Genomic DNA, 19298 nt, shown 5'->3' on the forward strand with positions numbered 1-19298 from the left:
CTAGGCCGCGCGATTCATCTTCGCTTCCAACCGCTCACGGATCACCGACATCGTGACCTGCGTTTCGAGGGCCTGCCGGGTAGGCCCGTCGGCGACACGCAGGATGCCGAGCAGGATGTGTTCGGCGCCGATGCGATTGTCCTTGTGCGCGAGCGCTTCACGGAGCGAGAGTTCCAACACCTTCTTGGAGTCCTTCTCGAATCGTGAACGAGGGAACCCGAATCGGCTCTTGCGAGAAGTGTCGACGCCGTCCGGCACAGGAGTCTCGTCCAGCACACCTTCGCCGAAGGACTGCTCGAGACTCTCCCGAACCGCATCGAGATCGATGCCGATCGACTTGAGTATCTCGGCGTCGTCGTCGAAATTGTTCGAGCTACCTTCGTTCGAGCCGGCGCCGGCGTGGCGGATCACGTCGAGCGTGACACCAGACTCGGTGAGCACCTCGGTGGCGATGCCCCGATCAGAGGTGAGCAGCGCGGTCAACAGTTCCATCGGCGTGACCGGACCGGAGCCGGCGACAGCATCGACAACGACGCCTCGAGCCTGTGCGGAGAACCTTTCGAACATGGCAATTACCTGCCCTTCTCGCGCAGTGAACGCAGCATCGATTCCGACTGCGCGGACGCGTATTTCTTGTGGACGGCTTGACGGCTGACCTCGAGAGCTTCCGCGATCGCCTGCCAGGACCATCCGTGACGGCGCGCATTGGCGACCTGGATGGCCTCGAGTTTTTCGAGTAGACGACGCAGCGCTCGAACAGCACGCAATCCCTCGGTGGGATCCGGGCTACCAGCGGCAGCAGCGAGAGAGGTTGCTTCGGTCATGATGTCAATTTAGGTTGACAACCGGAATCTGTCAACCAAAATTGACAGGCGCGCCTAGTATCCGGCGACGGCCCCGTTCACTGCCACCTGCAAGTCAGCCTGCACAGTTCGGGCGATATCCATCGGCTTGTCCGGAAGTTCGGTCACCGGCATTCCGACAAAGACACTCGCAGCCTTGACGTCGCCGGCCACCGGACCGTAATTGATGCCGATCGACACCAGAGCCGGTGAGCATCCCAACTTCTCGGCGCGCGCGACGATGTGGCCGATTCCGCTGTTGACGTGCTGCAACCGCGTCGGATCTTCGGTGTTGCACGTCCCTTCCGGGAAAATCGCCAGACAGTCCCCGTTGCCCAGCCGCTCGGCCGCGACGTCCATCATCACTCGGCCGGCATCCGAAACAGCCCGGAGGCCGTAGTTCTTGCTGCGAAAAACCGGGATGCTGCCCATCATGTCGACCTTCTTGCGCTGTGAAGGATCAACGAAGAGTTCGTCCTTGGCGAGGACCCGGGTCCGTCCGATCACTCGACGCAACGGAGTACGCCACGCGGTCGCGGCGAGCGTGAACTGGTCGCTCTCGGTCAGATGATTGACTGCCACGACCAACTGCGTCTTACGTTCCAGGAGAGTCTTCAGCGCAGCTTCCGCACCCGGCGCGTACCTCACTCGCGGGCGGTACTTCAGCGCCAATGCGGCATAAGCGAGCTTCGCCACGAATCGGTTCTGCTGATGACTGCGGTAGTACTCGTACACAGCCTCGTAATTGTCGAGTGAAACTTCAGGATTGCCCATGATCCGCCCTCGCTGGAGAAGTGCCCCTTGACCAAACGATACACAACCTACGGTTGCGTAGGTTTGCGTTACAGAAGGCGTAGCGCTGGGAGAAACGCACTTCTCGAGGTAAAACGGTTTCTGTGATCCGCTCGGCCATATCCACCGACCTACCCGCACTGCAACAGATCGAGGTCGCCGCGGGCGAACCGTTCCGAGACATCGGGATGGACGCCATCGCAGACGATCCACCGCCGACGCTCGACGAGTTGAACGATTTTCTCGCAGCCGAGCACATCTGGGTTCAGACCGACGCGAACGACGTGCCCGTTGCGTACGCACTCGTCGAGATCGTGGACGGCGGCGCGCATATCGAACAGGTCTCCGTTCACCCCGATCATGCCCGGAAAGGCCTCGGAGCACAGCTGATCGACGCCGTCACCGAATGGGCGGCGGACCATCACCACGATCTCGTGACTCTGACGACGTTCGTCGACGTTCCGTGGAACGCGCCGTACTACGAGCGCCTCGGGTTCGTGCGCCTGGCCGAGAACACGCTCTCCCCCGGCCTGATACGCATCAGAACGGACGAGCAGTCGTCCGGGTTGGACGCCTGGCCGCGCGTGACGATGAGCCGCCCGTCACACGGTCCGGCGCCGGCGATTCAGGAACTGGCCGTCCACGCACCCGAACGTACGAACTCGTCCAGCACTGTCGTCGGGCCGAGCAGGTCGATCCCTTCCGAAGCCACCCATTCGTCGTTGTAATACGTGCCCGAGTAACGCTCTCCGCCGTCGCACAGGAGGGTGACGACGCTGCCGCTGCGCCCGGCCGCCATCATTTCGGCAATCAACGCAAAAGCTCCCCACAGGTTCGTCCCCGTCGAGCCGCCCACTTTGCGCCCCAGGGCTGCGCTGGCATGCCGGGCGGCCGCGATCGAGCCTGCGTCCGGCACCTTGATCATTCGGTCGACCACCTGACCGACAAAAGACGGTTCGACGCGCGGACGGCCGATGCCCTCGATCCGGGAACCTCGAGTACCGACGATCGACGGATCGCTCGCTCGCCACGCGTCGAAAAACACGGAGTGCTCCGGGTCCACCACGCACAGCCCCGTGTCGAATTTCCGGTAACGAAGAAAGCGGCCGATCGTGGCACCGGTTCCGCCCGTCCCGGCTCCGACGACCACCCAGTCGGGAATCGGATGTTCCTCGTGTTCGAGCTGAGTGAAGATCGATTCGGCGATGTTGTTGTTTCCGCGCCAATCCGTCGCGCGCTCGGCGTGGGTGAACTGGTCCATGTAGTGACCGTTCAACTCACTCGCGAGCCGATGCGATTCCGAGTAGATCGACGACGGATCGCTCACGAAATGACAACGTCCCCCCTGCGCCTCGATCAACGCGATCTTGGCGGGACTCGTGCTCGCGGGCATCACCGCGACAAAATCCAGGCCCAGCAACTTCGCGAAATACGCCTCACTGACAGCCGTCGATCCGGACGACGCTTCGATGACAGTGGTCTCTTCGGTAACCCAGCCGTTGCAGATCGCGTAGAGGAAAAGCGACCGTGCGAGTCGATGCTTGAGACTCCCCGTGATGTGGGTCGACTCGTCCTTCAGATAAAGCTGGACGGTCCAGTTACTCGGCAGCGGATAGCGCAGCAGGTGAGTGTCCGCGCTGCGTTGCGCGTCGGCTTCGATCAACCGCACCGCGTTGTCGACCCACTGGCGTGAGGTCCGACGGTCGACGTCGAGCGACCCCGTGGTCACCGCCCGTCTCCGCGCAGCTTGGAGCGAAGATCGTCACGATCGGACCGACGCTGGGCGTCGACCGCCGCAATGCCCGCATTGACACGCTTGCGCAGTTTCGCGAAGAGCAGCAACGACAGCGGCAGCGCGATCAGAACTGCGAACAGCGCCGCGACGATCAAGGGAACGTCCGTGCCGGCGAGCTTTCCGCCACCGATGATGACGGCACCGATCACGACGACAAGCAGCAGCCGAGCGACCGAGTACAGCACCACGTCGCGGGCTAGTTGACCCTTGGTCACCGGCCCGGAAGCCGACTTTGCTTGCCCAGAGTTTGCGGAAGGTTTACTGGCCTTGACCGGCTCAGAAGGAACATTTTCGGGGTTTTCAGACAACTGACTCACCCTCTCAGGTTACCCATTCCGAATACGGGTGGGACCGAGCCCGCTATATCCATTTTGTCCTTTACTTAAACATTACTTTTTCTTGAAAGATCGACTACCCGGCTATATCTGTGCAAACATTGCGCTACCACTCAGAAAACGGTCGAATGTGAGCGAAGGACTTCGAAACAAACTCGACGCAGGTTTTTGGCAACTGGTCGACACACCGGTTCGGAACCAAAGTTCGGAATCACTGCTCGGTTCGGAATCACTGTTCGTCAAACGTTCGACATCAACATGGAGGACCTCACAATGAGCGCACCAACCTTCAATACCGCCGCAGACGCACTCATGACGCCCGGACAGGTAGCGGCATTGTTTCATGTCGATCCCAAGACCGTGACCCGCTGGGCACACGCAGGACGACTGGGCTCGCTTCGCACGCCAGGAGGACATCGTCGATTCCGTGAGACCGAGGTCATGCAGCTTCTGCGCTCGCTGACCACCGAAGCAGACAACAACTGAGCAAACTCGGCTCACTTCGAAGCACTTTGCAGTACCCGACAGATCTTGCAGTACCCGACAGATACAGCACTAGCGCACTGAGCCGAAACGCTTGTCCGCACCACTTCTGGTGAAGCGGGGCGGAGACTGAGTAGGCTCGACTTCAGTTCCCTGAGGAGGTGCGCCGTGTTGTATCTGTTGGCGTTGGTGGGTTTGGTGACATTGATCGTTCTGATGTGGAAGGCATTCGGGCCCGATCCGTCGACGCGCACCCCGGTGAGCGGTGTACGCGGGCCGGATGACGATCCCGAATTCCTGTGGAATGTGAACCAGCAAACACGACGCAAGCGCACGGAAGGTCCGGACGTACCGCCGACTGACGCGTCGACGTAGCGTCCGGGCTCGCCCGGCTATCCGATTACCGCCCCGTCAACGCGAACGGGGAGGCCGGAAAGTCCTGCGCAACCACCGCAGCCAACTCCAGCACCGCTTCCCGAGTACCTGGACGCAGCCGGTCCAGATCGATTTCGGCGCCCTCTTCCAAATGCGGATCGAACGGAATCAGTTTCACCGCTCGACAGCGCTGCTCGAAGTGCTCGACGACCCGCGGCAGATCAACCTTGCCCGAGCGAGGCCGTACCGCGTTGATGACAGCTACGGACGTGGCGACCAGCCTGCTGTAACCGTGAGCGTCGAGCCAGTCAAGTGTTGCGGAGGCGCTACGTGCACCGTCGACGGAACCGGAACTGACGACGATCAACGAATCTGCACCTTCGAGAATGGCCTGCATCGCCGAGTGCATCAATCCGGTGCCGCAATCGGTCAGAACTATGCTGTAGAACTTCTCGAGCATGTCGACCGTGCGCGTGTAGTCCCCACCGCTGAAGGCCTCTGAAACTGCTGGATCGCTGTCGGAGGCAAGCACTTCGAGCCGGTGTCGATTTTGCGATGTGTAGCCACGGACGTCGCTGTACTTCTCGATGCTGTTCTCGTCGCGCAGCAGGTTTCGCACTGTTGCCGGAGTTTCGAGCGGGATCTTCTGGCTCAGCGTTCCCCGGTCGGGGTTTGCATCGACAGCGACGACGCGATCGCCGCGGATCGAGCCGAACATCGACCCCAGTGTCGCTGTGGTCGTGGTCTTACCGACGCCGCCTTTGAGACTGAGCACCGCAACCTTGTAGCAGCCCTGCAGCGGCTGGTTGATCTGGCGCGTCAACTCGACGAGGTGCTGCTCTTTTGCACCGTTTCCGAGGTTCACCGATCGGCCTGACAACGTGTACAGCGCCTTGCGCCAGCCGCCCACCGGGGCAGGCCGGACAGGCCGCTTGACGAGGAGCGCAGCCGAGAGATCTTGCGCAGTCATCGGGAGAGCGGACTCGAAGCGACTGTCCGGAGCCGAGGTGAGTCCGGTCTGCGGCATCGGAGCGCGAGTAGGTGGCGCCGTCGGCGGGGCCATCGGCACGGCCTGACCATTCTGGAGGGCGTGGCCGTTCTGCACCGGCGCAGCGCCGGGATGACCGAACTGCCGAATCGCGGGATTGGGCGGATGGACGCCGGGCGAAAAAGGTGCCTGCGGTTGCTGGAGCGGTCTCGCGGATGAATGCGCCGTCGGGCCGGGCTGCGAATTCTGGACAGGCTGCAGGTTCCGAACAGGCTGCGAATTCTGAACAGGCTGCGGAACGCCAGTTCGTGAATCCGGAAGCGACCCTCCACGATTCGTAGGTTCGTAGGTCTGCATCGGCATCGCAGGCGAGGTCGAGAACTGGCCGTTGATCGGGCCTGGCTGCGCTGCCGGATACTGGATGACCGGAGTCTTGGGACCTGTCACCGGAGCCGCTGGGGTCGTCGTCGGCGGCGGAGCGGCGGGTGCACTGGGCGCCTGGCCGGCGACTTGCTGGAGCGGCCCGGAGTCGACCGGGGCCACGAAGAGACTACGAACGTCGCTGGGAACCGAGTCCGATGACGGCTCGGGCGCGGATGCGCGCGGCTCGCGCCGCGTCGGCTCGGCAGGGCGCACCGGCTCCCACAATCCTGCTCCGGCGTCTTCAATCTTGTCGGCCATCTCGCCGCTCCCCCTCGTCGATCCCACAGCTACCAGACAGCTAGTAATTCGCCAAGCTGCATCGTAACTGTTGCCCGCCCCTGACGTACCTACCGGTAATACCTACAGACCGGTCGGCAGCCACCCACGGTACCTCGAGAGGATCAGGTGAGTCCCGCGTAGGAGTGCAAGCCGGAGACGACCATGTTGATGATGAAGAGATTGAACAGCATCGCAACAAAACCGGCGATGTTGATCCAGGCGGCCTTCGTCTCCCGCCACCCGGACGTTGCCCTCGCATGCAGGTAGGCCGCGTAGATCACCCAGGCGATGAAGGACATCGTCTCCTTCGGATCCCAACCCCAGAAGCGTCCCCACGCAGCTTCCGCCCAGATGGCACCGAGGATGACGCCGGCGCCGAACAGCGGAAACGCGATGATCGTGCTCTTGTACGCCAAGCGGTCGAGAGTCTGGGCATCCGGCAGTCGCTCTGCGATCCGGCCACCGATGCTCGTGCCTTCGTCACCGGGCGGGAACTTCAGTCGCAGCAGGAACAGAAGGCTCGCGATACCGCCGATCATGAAGATTCCGGAACCGACGCTGACGATCGTCACGTGAATCGGAAGCCAGTACGAGCGCAGCGCCGGAACCACGGGAGCCGCGTCGGCGTAAAGGACCGTGCCGGCGAGGAACATCAAGATCAGAACCGGTACCAGCAGGAAGACCCACATCGGACGGTACGCCGGCTTGATCAACAGGACGTGCCCGACCAGCAACGACGCCGCACACGCCATCGCCACGAATTCGTACATGTTGCCGAGCGGGAATCGTTCCGTCGCAAATCCGCGGAGCACGATCGACGCGATGATCAGCACCGTTCCGACGACCAGGACAGCTCGGCCCATTCCGCCGAATCGTTCCGAGAGCGACTTGCTCGGAGTCTCCGCGACCCTGCCAGGCACGGATGCGTCGACACCGCCGGCGGAGACCAGTTCCTTGTCCTGAACCGCCTTTGCTCTGGCCGACGCGTACTGCACGATGAGCAGCACAAACGCCAGCACGAGCACGGTGAAGGCGGACTTGAAGGCCCAGTCGCTGTACTGCGCGAGTGTCTCGTTCGTTGTCATCGGGCGTTCTCCTGCGCGTGCGGTTGGTTCACCGCGGTGGTCGGATTGCTTTTCAGCAAGCGGTCGGCGAGGCGGTCGAACTCGTCGCCCCAGCCTGCGTGGTCGGTGCGGGCAAGCCCACCAAGTTCTACTACAGTACGTCGTTCGTCATCTGGATAGATACGTGCCCAGACGCGGCGACGCTTGATCACGAGCGAGACGAGTAGGCCCGCCATCATGGTCAACGCCGAAACCAACACCCACACCTGAGCGGGATCGTGGGAGACCTGCAGGTTCACGAAGTCGACGGCACCATCGAATCGCACCTGGGTTCCGTCGGCAAGCGTCGCGCTCTCCCCCGGAAACAGATTGACTCGATCCTGCTTGACCAGTCGGCCCTGATTGATCAGTTCGGTGTTGAGTTCGAACAGCGATTGCGGGTTACCGGTATCGAGTCCGGTGTCGCCCTTGTAGATGTCGATGGCGACTGCCGGATCGTTCATCGCCGGGTAACTCGACGACAGCAGGTTGCCGTGGAACAGCGCGGTGGGCGCGAACAATCCTTCGATGGCAATCTGATTCTTCCGACGCTCGTCCGCATCGGGATACATGCCGCCCGGCGGGTCGAAGCGCATCGCGCCACTGCTCAGGAACGTCGTGGCGTCGTCCGGACGCCACTGGAGCGTCTCGGTGCGGGTCTCACCGTTCGGGAACGTGACGGTGAACGTCGGCGCATATCCGTGTCCCTGCAGGTACACACGATCGCCGGCGATCCGCAGCGGGTGGTTCACCTGGATGGTCGTGTCCCGCCAGGTATCGGACTCGAGGTCGTCGCCTGCCTGGTACGAGATGTCCGAGGTGAACATCTCGGCCTGACCGGTCTCGAGGTAGTCGGCCTGGAAATTCTTCACACGTACACACAGCGGGGTCATGCCGGTGCCGTCGAGGCTCAGACCGGCGACGAAGGAGTCGAACACTGCCGGCGAGGTCGTGCAGAACCCGGGGCCGTCGTTGGCGATGACGATGCGATTGCCCTCGTAGCCGAACAACTTGCCCGCGGCGATCGCGATCAACAATCCGACCAGCGAGAGGTGGAACACGAGGTTGCCGAACTCGCGGAGGTATCCCTTCTCCGCCGAGATGGTGATCTCGCCTTCGCGTCGTGATTTCGAATCGCCGCGACGCGTTTCGACGCGCCACCCGCGCAGTTCTTTCGACACCCGGGCAGCAAGTTCGTCGGGAGTCTCGCCGTCCACGACGCTCGTGGTGTGGTGCGGCAGGCGAGCAAGATTGCGCGGCGCATTCACCGGACGGGTGCGCAGCGCCTTCGCGTGCTCCACGCAACGCGGCAGGATGCAGCCGACCAGCGAGATGAAGAGCAATGCGTAGATCGCGGTGAACCAGAAACTGCTGAACACGTCGAACAATTCGAGGCGGTCCATCCACGGACCGAGCGTCGGACGCGCGGCGATGTAGTCGGTGACCTTGCCCTCGTTGAGGGTTCGCTGTGGCAGCAGGGCGCCGGGGATCGCAGCGAGCGCGAGGAGGAACAGCAGTACCAGCGCGGTCCGCATCGAGGTGAGCCCGCGCCAGGTGTTGCGCCCGAGTGCAACGACTCGACCGATCACCGACTGCTTCGGCAGCACGGGTTTCGGGTGGTCGTTATTGTCGTCAGCTGTCATATCGGCAGCGTCACCTCCGAGATAAATGCGTCGCGAACCCAGCCGACGAACTGGTCCCACGCGCCGGTGACGAGGGCGATTCCCACTGCCACCAACATGATTCCGCCGAAAATTTGAATGGTGCGTGCATTACGACGCAACCAGCCGACGCCGGTCAGCGCGCGCGCCGATCCCAGCGCCAAGATGATGAACGGCAGGCCGAGTCCGATGCAGTACGCGACGATCAACGTGACACCACGCGCGGCGGTCATCCCGTCGGTTCCCGCCGCTACGGACATCACGCCTGCCAATGTCGGACCGAGGCACGGCGTCCAGCCCAGAGCGAACACTCCCCCGAGCAGCGGCGCACCCACCAGTGACGACACGCGACGCGGTTCGAAACGAACGTCCTTCTGCAGCGCCGGAATCAGCCCGATGAAGACGAGACCCATTGCGATGGTGACGACACCGCCCACTCGCATCAGGACCTCGCGGTTGACGAGCAGCGTGGAGATCACGCCGAATACCGACGCGGTCGCGAGGACGAACACAACGGTGAAGCCCGCGACGAACAGTCCGGCCGCACCGGCCACCCTCAGTCGACTGCTCCGGGTGATCGTCCGCGTCTTCGCCTCTTCGGCGGTGATCGCGGGAGCGTCGGCACCGACGACGCCGGCCAGGTAGGACAGGTAGCCGGGAACGAGCGGCACGACGCACGGTGAAGCGAACGACACCAGACCGGCGAGCACACAGGCGCCGAGGGCGAGCAGAAGCGGACCGGACGACGCCGCGTTCTGAAACGCTTCGCCCACACCGGCACTCAATGTGTCGCTGCCGGCCAGCAGCGTAGTGGTCGTGGTTGTCATCTTTACTGCGCGTCTTCCTGAGCTACTCGCTGGACGACGGGCAGCAAATCCTCGGCGAGAAGTTCTTGGAGGAACACCGCGGCGACGCGATGCTGGCGGTCCAGGACGATCGTCGTCGGAATGACCGACGTGGGGTAGCCGTCACCGAGGGCGATCAGCGAACGCATCGACGGGTCGTAGATCGACGGGTACGAGACCTTGTTGTCGACCACGAAGTCCTGCGCTTTGTTCTTGGTGTCGTCGCGGACGTTGATGCCGAGGAACTGCACGCCCGAATCCTTGGTCTGCTCGTAGACCTGTTCCAGGTCGTCGGCTTCGGCGCGGCACGGTCCGCACCACTGACCCCAGACGTTGAGAACGACGACCTTGCCCTCGAAGTCCTCGACACCGACCTTCTGACCTTCGTTCATCAGATCGGGCCCGGAGAGCTTGCCGATGGTGCCTCGGTCGGACGGCGGATCGTAGAAGATCTTGGTTTGTCCGCCCGGTGAGACGAAGTCGAAAGTTCCGCCCTGTGCGACGGCGTCGTCGCCGGTCGCGCAGGACGAGAGAAGAAGCATCGCCGACGCAGCGGCTGCGAATGCTGCGGCGATGCGGCGCGAAATCATGCTCCTGTCACTCTCGGGTCGGAGGCGCCGGCAGGTTCGGAGTAGACGATGTCGACCAGGGTGTCGCCTTCGTAGACCAGTGACGTCAACGACGCCAGTCCACACTGACGGTGACGGGGATCGTGCCACAGACGCTCACCCTGCAGGAATCGACGCAGAGTCCAGACCGGAAGCTGATGGCTGACGACGACGGCTTCGTGTCCGACTGCCGCGACGCGTGCGGCATTGACGGCTGCGAGCATGCGATGCGCGATCTGCAGGTAGGGCTCGCCCCAGGACGGGGTGAACGGGTCACGCAGTTTCCACCAGTGACGCGGACGCGAGAGCGCACCGTCCCCGACGGCAACCTTGAGACCCTCGAACTCGTTGCCTGCCTCGATCAGGTTTTCGTCCGTGACGATGTCGAGCTTGTGTGCCTCGGCGATCGGAGTCGCGGTCTCTTGTGCCCGCTGCAGCGGCGACGCGACCACGTGGGTGATGTCGTGATCGGCGAGCACCGACGCGACCGCACGAGCCTGAGCTTCGCCCGCCACCGACAACCGGAAACCCGGGAGCCGTCCGTAGAGGATCCCGCGCGGGTTGTGTACTTCGCCGTGGCGCAGGACGTGGACGATGGTGCGGGTGGACGTGTGGTCGGGGTGATCGGCGTCGGTCACAGTCGAGGGTCCTCGCTAAAGATGATGGATGTCGGAAGCGTGCGGGTGTTCTGGAATGGGAACTGGTCAGGGCTTGACGGCAGCAGCTGCGGCCTTGGCTGCGTGAGGCATGGCGTCGGCGATGATCGAGAAGGCTCGATCGTCGAGGGCTGCGGAGACGAACCACGCTTCGAACGCGCTCGGCGGCGGGTACACGCCGCGGGAGAGCAGTGCGTGGAAGAAGGCGGGGAATCGCCAGGTCTGCGCGGCTTTGGCTTCGTCGTAGTTGGTCACCGTGTTCTCGGTGAAGAACACGCTCACCAAGGTGCCTGCGTACTGCACTCGGTGTTCGACGCCTTCGGCGGTGAGTGCTTGGGTCATGAGGTCGCCGAGGGCGGTCGCGTTCCGGCCGAGCTTGGCGTACACCTCGGCGTCGGCGGCGCGCAGGCTCGCGAGTCCGGCGGCGACGGCTACGGGGTTACCCGAGAGGGTGCCTGCCTGGTAGACGGGACCGTCCGGTGCGAGGTGGCCCATGATGTCGGCGCGGCCGCCGAATGCTGCGGCGGGCAGTCCGCCGCTCATGACCTTGCCGAAGGTGTAGAGGTCGCCTGCGACGTTGTCGATGCCGTACCAACCCGAGGCACTGACGCGGAATCCGGTCATCACCTCGTCCATGATCAGGAGTGCGCCGTGCTCACGGGTGAGACGACGCAGACCCTCGTTGAAACCGGGAAGCGGTGCGACGGCGCCCATGTTTCCGGCGGCAGCTTCGGTGATGACGCACGCGATGGCGCCGGGATTGGCCGCGAAGGCCGCGGCCACCGCGTCGAGATCGTTGTAGCGCACGACGATGGTGTCTTCTGCTTGAGCGCCGGTCACGCCGGGAGAGGTCGGCAGCCCGAACGTCGCGAGGCCGGATCCGGCGTCGGCGAGAAGGGCGTCGACGTGGCCGTGATAGCAACCGGAGAACTTGATGATCTTGGTGCGTCCGGTGAATCCGCGGGCGAGGCGGACTGCGCTCATCGTGGCTTCGGTTCCGGAGTTGACCAGGCGAACCTTTTCCACGGGCGCGACGCGGGCGACGATTTCCTCGGCGAGGGCAACTTCGCCTTCGGTCGGCGCACCGAAGGAGAGACCTCCGAGGGCTGCTTCGCGAACGGCTTCGACGACTGCCGGGTGAGCGTGCCCGAGAATCATCGGACCCCAGGACGACACCAGGTCGACGTAATTGTTTCCGTCGACGTCGGTGAGGGTGTAGCCGGATGCTTCGCGAATGAATCGCGGTGTTCCGCCGACCGAACCGAACGCGCGGACGGGCGAGTTGACGCCACCCGGAATCACGTTGCCGGCACGTTCGAAGAGCCGAGCGGAGTTCGTTGCATGCACGTCGGGATCACCGGAAGACACAGTCACGGCTTCCAGTGTCCCAGTTCTGTCGAATCTGACAACGACAGGGTGTAGGACTTCGGTGCTCGAGGCGAGTTTTCCGGTCGAACCGGGCCCCGCGTGAGACGATTCCGGACATGAAGCGACTGTTGACGACGCTGATGGTCTCGGCTGCGATTCTTCTCACATCGTGTGGTTCGGACGCTTCGAACGACGACAAGGCGACAGTTTCGTCGCCGCCGAGCGCCACCGACTCGGCTCGAACCACCGCAGCGACGAGCACCGACCCCGCGTTTCTCGGCGGGTGTTCGGCGGTGTCCGTCTACGTTCAGCAGCGTGTTCAGAGCGGCGACACGTCGACCCAGACGGCGGGCGCCGACTTCCTGAAGATCGTCGAGAACGACCCTTCGTACCAGGCTATGTCCGAGAGCGAGAAGGAACTCTTCCGCCAAGGAATCGAAGCGGGTGCCGCGGGCTCCTGCTGAATGTGAGGTTGGGATCGAACCGGGTTGCCCGCGGTGCGCTACGCGCTATCGTCGGTTCCATGGCCACCACAGCGGACCACCTCAGGACAACACTCGACGGACGCTGGCGGGAGGTGCGTGAGCGCGTTCGCGGCGAATTGAACGACGAACGTTTTGCTCCGCACTACACACCCAACACCGCCATTGCGCGCTCCAAGGCTCTCGAACAGATGCGGGTCCTCGCCGATCTCGGGTACGCCGCAAACGGTTTCGCCGTCTCTCACGGCGGAACGGGCGACGCGGGTGGCGCCGTCACCAGCATCGAGATGCTCGCGATGTCCGACCTCTCACTGATGGTCAAGGCCGGCGTCCAGTGGGGTCTGTTCGGCGGCGCCATCGAAAACCTCGGCACCGAGCGTCACCACCAGGCGTACGTCAAGCCGCTGATCGATCTGGACCTGCTCGGTTGCTTTGCGATGACCGAGACCGGTCACGGCAGCGACGTCCAGGAACTCGAAACCACGGCGACCTACGACGTCGAGACGGGCGAGTTCGTCGTCAACTCCCCCACTCCGTCCTCTCGCAAGGACTACATCGGCGGCGCTGCCCAGCACGCCACCGTCGCAGCGGTGTTCGCACAGCTGATCACCGGAGGCGAAAGTCAGGGCGTCCACTGCTTTGTCGTGCCGATTCGTGACGACGCCGGCAACGACCTCCCCGGCGTCACGACGTCCGACTGCGGGCTCAAGGGTGGACTGCCCGGAGTCGACAACGGCCGCATCGTCTTCGACCAGGTCCGCATCCCGCGTGAGAATCTACTCAACCGTTACGCCGACGTCGCCGAGGACGGCACGTACAGCTCGGCGATCGAGAACCCGAACCGTCGTTTCTTCACGATGGTCGGCACACTGGTTCGTGGACGTGTCACCGTCGGTGGTTCCGCGGCAGCGGCCGCCCGCGTCGGATTGGCCATCGCCGGTCGATACGCCCTGCAGCGCAGGCAGTTCAGTGCTCCGAAGAGTGACGACGAAGTCCTGATCATGGACTACCTCGTCCACCAGAAGCGTCTGCTGCCGTTGATCGCCCGCTCGTACGCTCTGCAGTTCGCACAGAACGAACTCGTAGCCGCGATGCACGAGATCCAGAGCAGCGACGACCCGGATCCGCAGGAGCAGCGCGAACTCGAAGGTCGCGCCGCCGGACTCAAGGCCGCCAACACCTGGCATGCCACTCGGGCCATCCAGGAGGCACGCGAAGCCTGCGGCGGCGCAGGCTATCTCGCCGAGAACCGCCTCACCGCACTCAAGGCGGACACCGACGTCTTCACCACGTTCGAGGGTGACAACCACGTTCTGACGCAGTTGGTCGCAAAAGAACTCCTCACCTCCTACGCCGACGAAGTCCGCGGCATGAGCCCGGTCGACTGGATGCGCTTCGCCGCTACAACGGTCTCCGACGTGGTCAAGAAACGCACGGCAGCGCAGCAGATCCTGCAGACGATCGTCGACACTCGCCAGGACAACGAAGAGGACGGCAGCCTCTTCAATCGCGGCACCCAGATGAAGATGTTCGAAGACCGCGAAGAGTACCTACTCGCCACTGCGGCAAGGCGATTGCAGGCAGCGCAGAAGCGCGAGGAGAACCCGTTCGACGCGTTCAACTTCGTGCAGGACCACGTGCTCAAAGCCGCTCAGGCGCACATCGAGCGCGTCATCCTGGAAGCATTCGTCGCCGGCATCGACTCGTGTGAGGACGAGACCGCAAAGGAACTCTTCGGCGAGGTGTGCGATCTCTACGCACTGTCCGTGATCGAAGAGGACAAGGCCTGGTTCATGGAGCACCGGCATCTGTCGGTGGAGCGTTCGAAGGCCGTGACGCGCGGAATCAACGAGCGTTGCCGCACCCTGCGCCCCCACGTCGAGACACTGATCGACGGGTTCGGCATTCCGGACATCCTGCTGGGGTCCGCGATGCTCGACGGACCGGGCACCGACGCGGTACGGCTGAAGTAAAGGGTTCGGGTGGGGTCGGCAATCGCCGGCCCCACCACACTCAGTGCGCTGCTGCCTTTTTCGACTGGCGAGAGGCGAGCAGTCCGGTCAGGCCGAGTGCCGCGACCAGCCAGATCCCCAGAACGAGCAGGTGCGGTCCGGCGCCGTTGCCACTGAAGTAGATGACGGAGCGGATGGGCTCCATGGCTGCCGATCCGAGCCAGAACGAATGGATGTGCTGCCAGAATCCGGGCAGGAACGACACCGGAATGGCACCACCCGAACTCGGGAAGTTGATGAAAACGAGCACCGTCAGCACCGCGAAGATCGCGGCTTGGCCGAGCAGTCGATTGAGCAGGATGCTCACCGCACCGACGGTGAACGTGTAAACCATCGAGATTCCCAGCAGTTGCAGGATCTGGCCGAACGACGCCCCGAAGGCGTGCATGAAGGTGCTGGTGATGCCGAAGGCTATGAGCGGGGTGAGTATCGCCGCACCGGCCAGGATCGAATACTGCTCGCGCAACCGCATTCTCGGCGCAACCTGACTGAGCACCGTGATGGTCAGGTAGCCACCGAGGGTGCAGACGATCAGGAAGTAGAAGAGTCCGACGGTCGAGGAGTCTCGCGCCGTGACAGGCGCCGAGTCGATCACCGTGACCTGCTGCCCCGTCTGCTCCGCAACCGAATGCGCCAAGCTGCTCACCACGGAAACCGTCGAGGCGCCCGCGCCGGTGGCGATATGTGCGGTCACGGTGTCACCGATCTCGATGGCGCCGATCGCATCGCGGTTGTCGATCCGAGAGAGTGCGTCGGCGGCGTTGGCTGTGGCAACGATGTCGAACTTGTCACCCGACGAAGCCTGGATTCCGTCGATCAGCGGGGCCGTGACGGACGGCGACCCGACCACCACGATCGGTGCCTGATTCGGCGTCGGCGCATGGAAGGCGCTGACGTAGCACAGGCAGAACATGATGACGAAGAACAACGGAAATGCGAGTCCACTGCCCACCATCTTCCAATTGGTCGGCGGATCGACAACTTCTTCGCTGGGTACTCGGACGTCGGTATCTGTCATATTCCACGCTCTCTTCACTAACCGCATCTAGCTGTCAACACCGTTGACAGACTCAACAGTCAACACCGTTGACACGTTATAGTCAACGCCGTTGACAACGCGGTCGGCGAGCGAGCACAGAGGTCGATGTCGTGACACCCACGAGGCACACGCCAGAGCAGGAGCAACCCTCGACATCCGAGGCGATTCGCGCGGCGGCGTTCCAACTGTTCGGCGAGCACGGGTTCGGCGGCACGTCAGTTCGCGCCATCGCCAAAGTTGCCGGAATCGATCCAGCCCTGGTCATCCGGCATTTCGGGTCCAAAGAAGCACTGTTCCTGGAAACCACGCCGGTTGCGGACTACTTCGAAGGCCAGTTCGACGGCCCACTCGACACCCTCGGTGAGCGAATCGCCGCCTTCGTCCTGGGCAAGGCCGACGCCCGGATGCTGTCGGTGTACACAGCGCTCATGCGAGCGTCGGACAGTCCACGCATCCGGGAGCGACTCAGAGACATGACCGGAGTATTCGCCACCAATCTCGCCGCTCGTCTAGACGGCGAAGACGCGTACACCCGCGCACTCCTGGTCTCCGCCCAGGTGTCCGGGCTGTTGAGCGTCCTCAGCGACGAAAGTATCCCCCAGTCCGCAGATCGCGACGAGTTGGCAAAACTCTACGGCCGGGCGATGCAGACGCTGATCGATCAGTACTGAGCGATGACCTCCTCGGCAAACCGCCGAACGGAGTCGAGTCGTCCCTGACGATCACCGGCGTCAACTCCGTAGCGATACCAGGGCAAAACTCTGATTTCCGTGACTCCGAGAGTCTCGAGTTCGCGATATCCGTCCAGATCACGAACATCCGTCGGCGAGACGTTGACGCCGAAAGGAACATCGGCACGACCGTACTCGACCCGCAATTCCGTGAGACGATCGATGGCGCAGGCTAATTCGGCTTTGGTCGTGTTCACCGACATCCAACCGTCAGCCAGCCTGGCTGCACGGCGCAACCCCGGTTCGCTGTGCCCACCGATGTAGATCGGAACCGGAATTTCCGGAGCAGGACTGATCATCAGAGCGTCGAAATCGTAGTGCTTGCCGTGGTATTCGACCCATTCCGGCCCACGTCCCGCACACACCGCCTTGATGATCTCGATGGCTTCGTCGGTACGCGCGCCGCGGGTGCGCATCTCGGTACCGGTGAAGGTGAATTCCTCGGGAATCCAGGACAAACCGACGCCGAGAGCGACGCGGTTCCTCGACATCACGGCCATGGTCGCGACCTGCTTGGCAGTCAACAGCGGATCGCGCAGTGGAAGTTTGAACACGTTGGTGTAGAACTGAATTCGCGATGTGACGGCCGCCATCGCCGCCATGGCAATGAACGGATCAGGCATCGGCGTCTCGGGCGCCCACATCCGCTTCCCGTCAGCAGTGTACGGGTACGGCGCCGACACCTGCTCCGGATAGAACACGGAATCCGGCATCGCGATTCCGTCGAACCCCACCTCTTCGGCGACCTGCGCCAACTCGCACAGTTCCAGGGCGTCGATCATCGCACCGGCCAAGGACCACTTCATCGTTCCACCGTTTCGCCGTTGGGCGAGATCCAAGCGCCGCCCAAGAACATGATGTCGGTGATGTTGCGTACGACGCCGTGAACGTTGCCGTCCCATGCGGTCAACACCGACGCCGGCCCCCAGATCACGTAAGGCACAGTCGCGTTGGCGTACTCCTGCACCTTGCTGATCGCCTCGCGGACAGCATCGTCCGTCGATGCCGTCTGCACAGCTGTGATCATCGCGTCCATCTCCGGGTCCGCGAAGCCGGACGGGTTGTTCTTCGAATCACTGGCCATACTGTTGTACAAATTGAGGTACGGCGCTTCTTCTCCGACCGGAGCGCCACCTCTGGTCATGTCGAAATCGTGGTCCTTGTATACCCGTCGAACCAGATCGGTCACATCGGTCGCGTAGTCGATGGTGACGTCGAAACCGATCGCGTTCAGCGACGCCTGAACCGTCAGTGCCGTCGCCTGTTGGCTCGGCTCCGAGGTGGTGAGGTAGCGGAGTTTCCCGTCGTACCCGTCGGACTTCGCTTGATCGAGCAGCGCCTTTGCCTTCACCTGATCGAACGGAATGCCTGCTGTGTTGTTGTACCAACGTGACGTCTGCGGGACCAGTTCGGAACTGGCGGTGCCCAATCCGTTGTTCGCCCGGGTATTGACCGCCGCCGGATCCACCCCGTAGGCGATCGCCTGACGGACGCGAACATCGGCCCCGGGCTTGCCCTCACGGTTGTTGATCGTGCCGATCCCGTTCTGTCCGGTCGGACTGAGGTAACCCGAGTATCCGTCGTCGAGAGCTTGTTCGATCACGGCCTCGTCGCGGAGGATGTACGTCATGTCGATCTGGCCGCTCTTCAACGATTCGTACTGAGACTGCGCACCCGACGTGGGAACAAACCGCACTGTGTCCAGTGGAGGTTTACCGCCCTGATAATCCGTGCGTGCGACGAGTACCAGTTCTTCGTGCGGGGCGAACTTGGCCAAGGTGAACGGACCCGCCCCGATCGGTGTGAACGCTCCCTCCCCGGTTCCTGAAACCGACCCTGCCTCTCCCCCTGAACTTCGCGCAACGATCATTCCGGGCCCGAGCGACAACAGCGCCGGGAATTGACGCCAGGGCCGCTCGAGCACGAATTCGACTGTGGTGGCGTCGGGCGTCTCGATCCGATCCACGATGTTGAGCCAGGTCTGCGATACATCACCCTTGCCTGCCACGAATCGATCGATACTCCACTTCACCGCTTCCGCGTCGAGCGGACTTCCGTCGCTGAAGGTGAGGCCATCAGCCAAAGTGACGGTGTACGAGGTGAAGTCGCTGTTGTTCGACAGTGTCTTCGCGAGTTGTGGCACGAAGCTCCCGTTTGTGGAGTCGCTGCGTACCAGCGTGTCGTAAATCGCGGCCATTTCGGTTCCGCCGGTCGAACCGGCGGCTTGCGTTCTCGTGGGGTCCAACGAGGAAGGGAACGAATAGGACCCGAAGGTGAGAACACCGCCGTCGATCCGCTCCCCCACATCTGGGGCGCCCACAAAACCAGCTGCGCCACTACTGCTCGGTGAAGCCGATCCCGAGTTGTCCCCACTGCTCGACGCGCAGCCGGCCAACATCAATGCACCGGCAAGCCCGAGCGCGACAAAGCGAGGGCCGAACCTAATCTTCCTGGTGTACATACGTTCCCAATCTCCGTCAG

The 19298-nt window shown here is 63.0% G+C and carries 21 protein-coding genes; 6 read left to right on the top strand and 15 right to left on the bottom strand.

The window, feature by feature from the left end; translation table 11 throughout:
• Genes ABH939_RS17840 through ABH939_RS17850 form a run of 3 tightly spaced genes read right to left on the bottom strand, consistent with a single transcriptional unit; the run spans position 1 to position 1616 of the window.
• The gene (locus ABH939_RS17840; protein WP_003941949.1) at positions 1-567 is read right to left on the bottom strand and encodes a Clp protease N-terminal domain-containing protein; all 567 of its coding nucleotides are present in this window, start codon (positions 565-567) and stop codon (positions 1-3) included.
• A gap of 5 nt (positions 568-572) precedes the next feature.
• Complete coding sequence (locus ABH939_RS17845) at positions 573-824, bottom strand: HTH domain-containing protein (RefSeq protein ID WP_003941869.1); 252 nt, start codon at positions 822-824, stop codon at positions 573-575.
• Positions 825-878: 54 nt separating this feature from the next.
• Positions 879-1616 (bottom strand): 1-acyl-sn-glycerol-3-phosphate acyltransferase, encoded by a 738-nt coding sequence (locus ABH939_RS17850; RefSeq protein ID WP_003941959.1) that lies wholly within the window; start codon positions 1614-1616, stop codon positions 879-881.
• A 122-nt stretch (positions 1617-1738) separates the two neighbouring features.
• Here ABH939_RS17850 and ABH939_RS17855 point away from each other — a divergent pair, with 122 nt between their 5' ends.
• Positions 1739-2362, top strand: coding sequence for a GNAT family N-acetyltransferase (locus ABH939_RS17855; protein WP_007728507.1), 624 nt, complete (start codon positions 1739-1741; stop codon positions 2360-2362).
• Here the strand turns inward: ABH939_RS17855 and ABH939_RS17860 are convergent.
• Both ABH939_RS17860 and ABH939_RS17865 read right to left on the bottom strand, forming a co-directional pair.
• The gene (locus tag ABH939_RS17860; protein ID WP_003941980.1) at positions 2260-3363 is read right to left on the bottom strand and encodes a PLP-dependent cysteine synthase family protein; all 1104 of its coding nucleotides are present in this window, start codon (positions 3361-3363) and stop codon (positions 2260-2262) included. The two genes, ABH939_RS17855 and ABH939_RS17860, sit on opposite strands and share 103 nt — an antisense overlap.
• Complete coding sequence (locus tag ABH939_RS17865) at positions 3360-3746, bottom strand: DUF4229 domain-containing protein (protein ID WP_030535490.1); 387 nt, start codon at positions 3744-3746, stop codon at positions 3360-3362. Before ABH939_RS17865 ends, ABH939_RS17860 begins: the two co-directional genes overlap by 4 nt.
• Before the next feature lie 291 nt (positions 3747-4037).
• On the opposite strand from ABH939_RS17865, the gene ABH939_RS17870 reads away from it, so the two are divergent.
• Both ABH939_RS17870 and ABH939_RS17875 read left to right on the top strand, forming a co-directional pair.
• Positions 4038-4250 (top strand): BldC family transcriptional regulator, encoded by a 213-nt coding sequence (locus ABH939_RS17870; protein ID WP_003942029.1) that lies wholly within the window; start codon positions 4038-4040, stop codon positions 4248-4250.
• Between the two features lie 165 nt (positions 4251-4415).
• Complete coding sequence (locus ABH939_RS17875; protein ID WP_003941996.1) at positions 4416-4622, top strand: hypothetical protein; 207 nt, start codon at positions 4416-4418, stop codon at positions 4620-4622.
• Between the two features lie 25 nt (positions 4623-4647).
• On the opposite strand, the gene ABH939_RS17880 is transcribed toward ABH939_RS17875, so the two are convergent.
• The 7 genes from ABH939_RS17880 to hemL form a co-directional block, all read right to left on the bottom strand.
• Complete coding sequence (locus ABH939_RS17880; RefSeq protein WP_404649905.1) at positions 4648-6291, bottom strand: AAA family ATPase; 1644 nt, start codon at positions 6289-6291, stop codon at positions 4648-4650.
• 143 nt (positions 6292-6434) lie between these two features.
• Positions 6435-7397, bottom strand: coding sequence for a c-type cytochrome biogenesis protein CcsB (ccsB, locus tag ABH939_RS17885; protein WP_003941951.1), 963 nt, complete (start codon positions 7395-7397; stop codon positions 6435-6437).
• Complete coding sequence (locus ABH939_RS17890) at positions 7394-9058, bottom strand: cytochrome c biogenesis protein ResB (RefSeq protein ID WP_042453041.1); 1665 nt, start codon at positions 9056-9058, stop codon at positions 7394-7396. The genes ccsB and ABH939_RS17890 overlap by 4 nt, the downstream gene beginning before the upstream one ends.
• Positions 9055-9903 carry a cytochrome c biogenesis CcdA family protein gene (locus tag ABH939_RS17895; RefSeq protein ID WP_007735278.1) on the bottom strand — a complete coding sequence of 283 codons (849 nt, stop codon included), beginning with the start codon at positions 9901-9903 and terminating at the stop codon, positions 9055-9057. The genes ABH939_RS17890 and ABH939_RS17895 overlap by 4 nt, the downstream gene beginning before the upstream one ends.
• 2 nt (positions 9904-9905) lie before the next feature.
• Complete coding sequence (locus tag ABH939_RS17900; RefSeq protein WP_007735280.1) at positions 9906-10511, bottom strand: TlpA disulfide reductase family protein; 606 nt, start codon at positions 10509-10511, stop codon at positions 9906-9908.
• Entirely contained in the window at positions 10508-11167 is a 660-nt protein-coding gene (locus ABH939_RS17905) for a histidine phosphatase family protein (RefSeq protein WP_003941868.1), read from the bottom strand. Before ABH939_RS17905 ends, ABH939_RS17900 begins: the two co-directional genes overlap by 4 nt.
• 66 nt (positions 11168-11233) lie before the next feature.
• The gene (gene hemL / locus ABH939_RS17910) at positions 11234-12559 is read right to left on the bottom strand and encodes a glutamate-1-semialdehyde 2,1-aminomutase (RefSeq protein ID WP_019744354.1); all 1326 of its coding nucleotides are present in this window, start codon (positions 12557-12559) and stop codon (positions 11234-11236) included.
• Between the two features lie 110 nt (positions 12560-12669).
• Between hemL and ABH939_RS17915 the strand changes: the two genes are divergently transcribed.
• Both ABH939_RS17915 and ABH939_RS17920 read left to right on the top strand, forming a co-directional pair.
• Entirely contained in the window at positions 12670-13017 is a 348-nt protein-coding gene (locus tag ABH939_RS17915; protein WP_007735283.1) for a hypothetical protein, read from the top strand.
• 59 nt (positions 13018-13076) lie between these two features.
• Positions 13077-15008 (top strand): acyl-CoA dehydrogenase, encoded by a 1932-nt coding sequence (locus ABH939_RS17920; RefSeq protein ID WP_404649907.1) that lies wholly within the window; start codon positions 13077-13079, stop codon positions 15006-15008.
• 40 nt (positions 15009-15048) lie between these two features.
• On the opposite strand, the gene ABH939_RS17925 is transcribed toward ABH939_RS17920, so the two are convergent.
• Entirely contained in the window at positions 15049-16065 is a 1017-nt protein-coding gene (locus ABH939_RS17925; protein ID WP_404649908.1) for a hypothetical protein, read from the bottom strand.
• A gap of 131 nt (positions 16066-16196) precedes the next feature.
• Here ABH939_RS17925 and ABH939_RS17930 point away from each other — a divergent pair, with 131 nt between their 5' ends.
• On the top strand, positions 16197-16757 hold the full coding sequence (locus tag ABH939_RS17930; protein WP_003941925.1) for a TetR family transcriptional regulator: 561 nt from the start codon (positions 16197-16199) through the stop codon (positions 16755-16757).
• Here the strand turns inward: ABH939_RS17930 and ABH939_RS17935 are convergent.
• Both ABH939_RS17935 and ABH939_RS17940 read right to left on the bottom strand, forming a co-directional pair.
• The gene (locus ABH939_RS17935) at positions 16748-17623 is read right to left on the bottom strand and encodes a TIGR03619 family F420-dependent LLM class oxidoreductase (protein WP_125050483.1); all 876 of its coding nucleotides are present in this window, start codon (positions 17621-17623) and stop codon (positions 16748-16750) included. The genes ABH939_RS17930 and ABH939_RS17935 overlap by 10 nt on opposite strands.
• The gene (locus ABH939_RS17940) at positions 17620-19278 is read right to left on the bottom strand and encodes an ABC transporter substrate-binding protein (RefSeq protein ID WP_404649910.1); all 1659 of its coding nucleotides are present in this window, start codon (positions 19276-19278) and stop codon (positions 17620-17622) included. Before ABH939_RS17940 ends, ABH939_RS17935 begins: the two co-directional genes overlap by 4 nt.
• Between the last annotated feature and the right edge of the window lie 20 nt (positions 19279-19298).

The sequence above is a fragment of the Rhodococcus sp. 27YEA6 genome (assembly GCF_044908235.1).
Taxonomy (GTDB): Bacteria; Actinomycetota; Actinomycetes; order Mycobacteriales; family Mycobacteriaceae; genus Rhodococcus_F; species Rhodococcus_F qingshengii.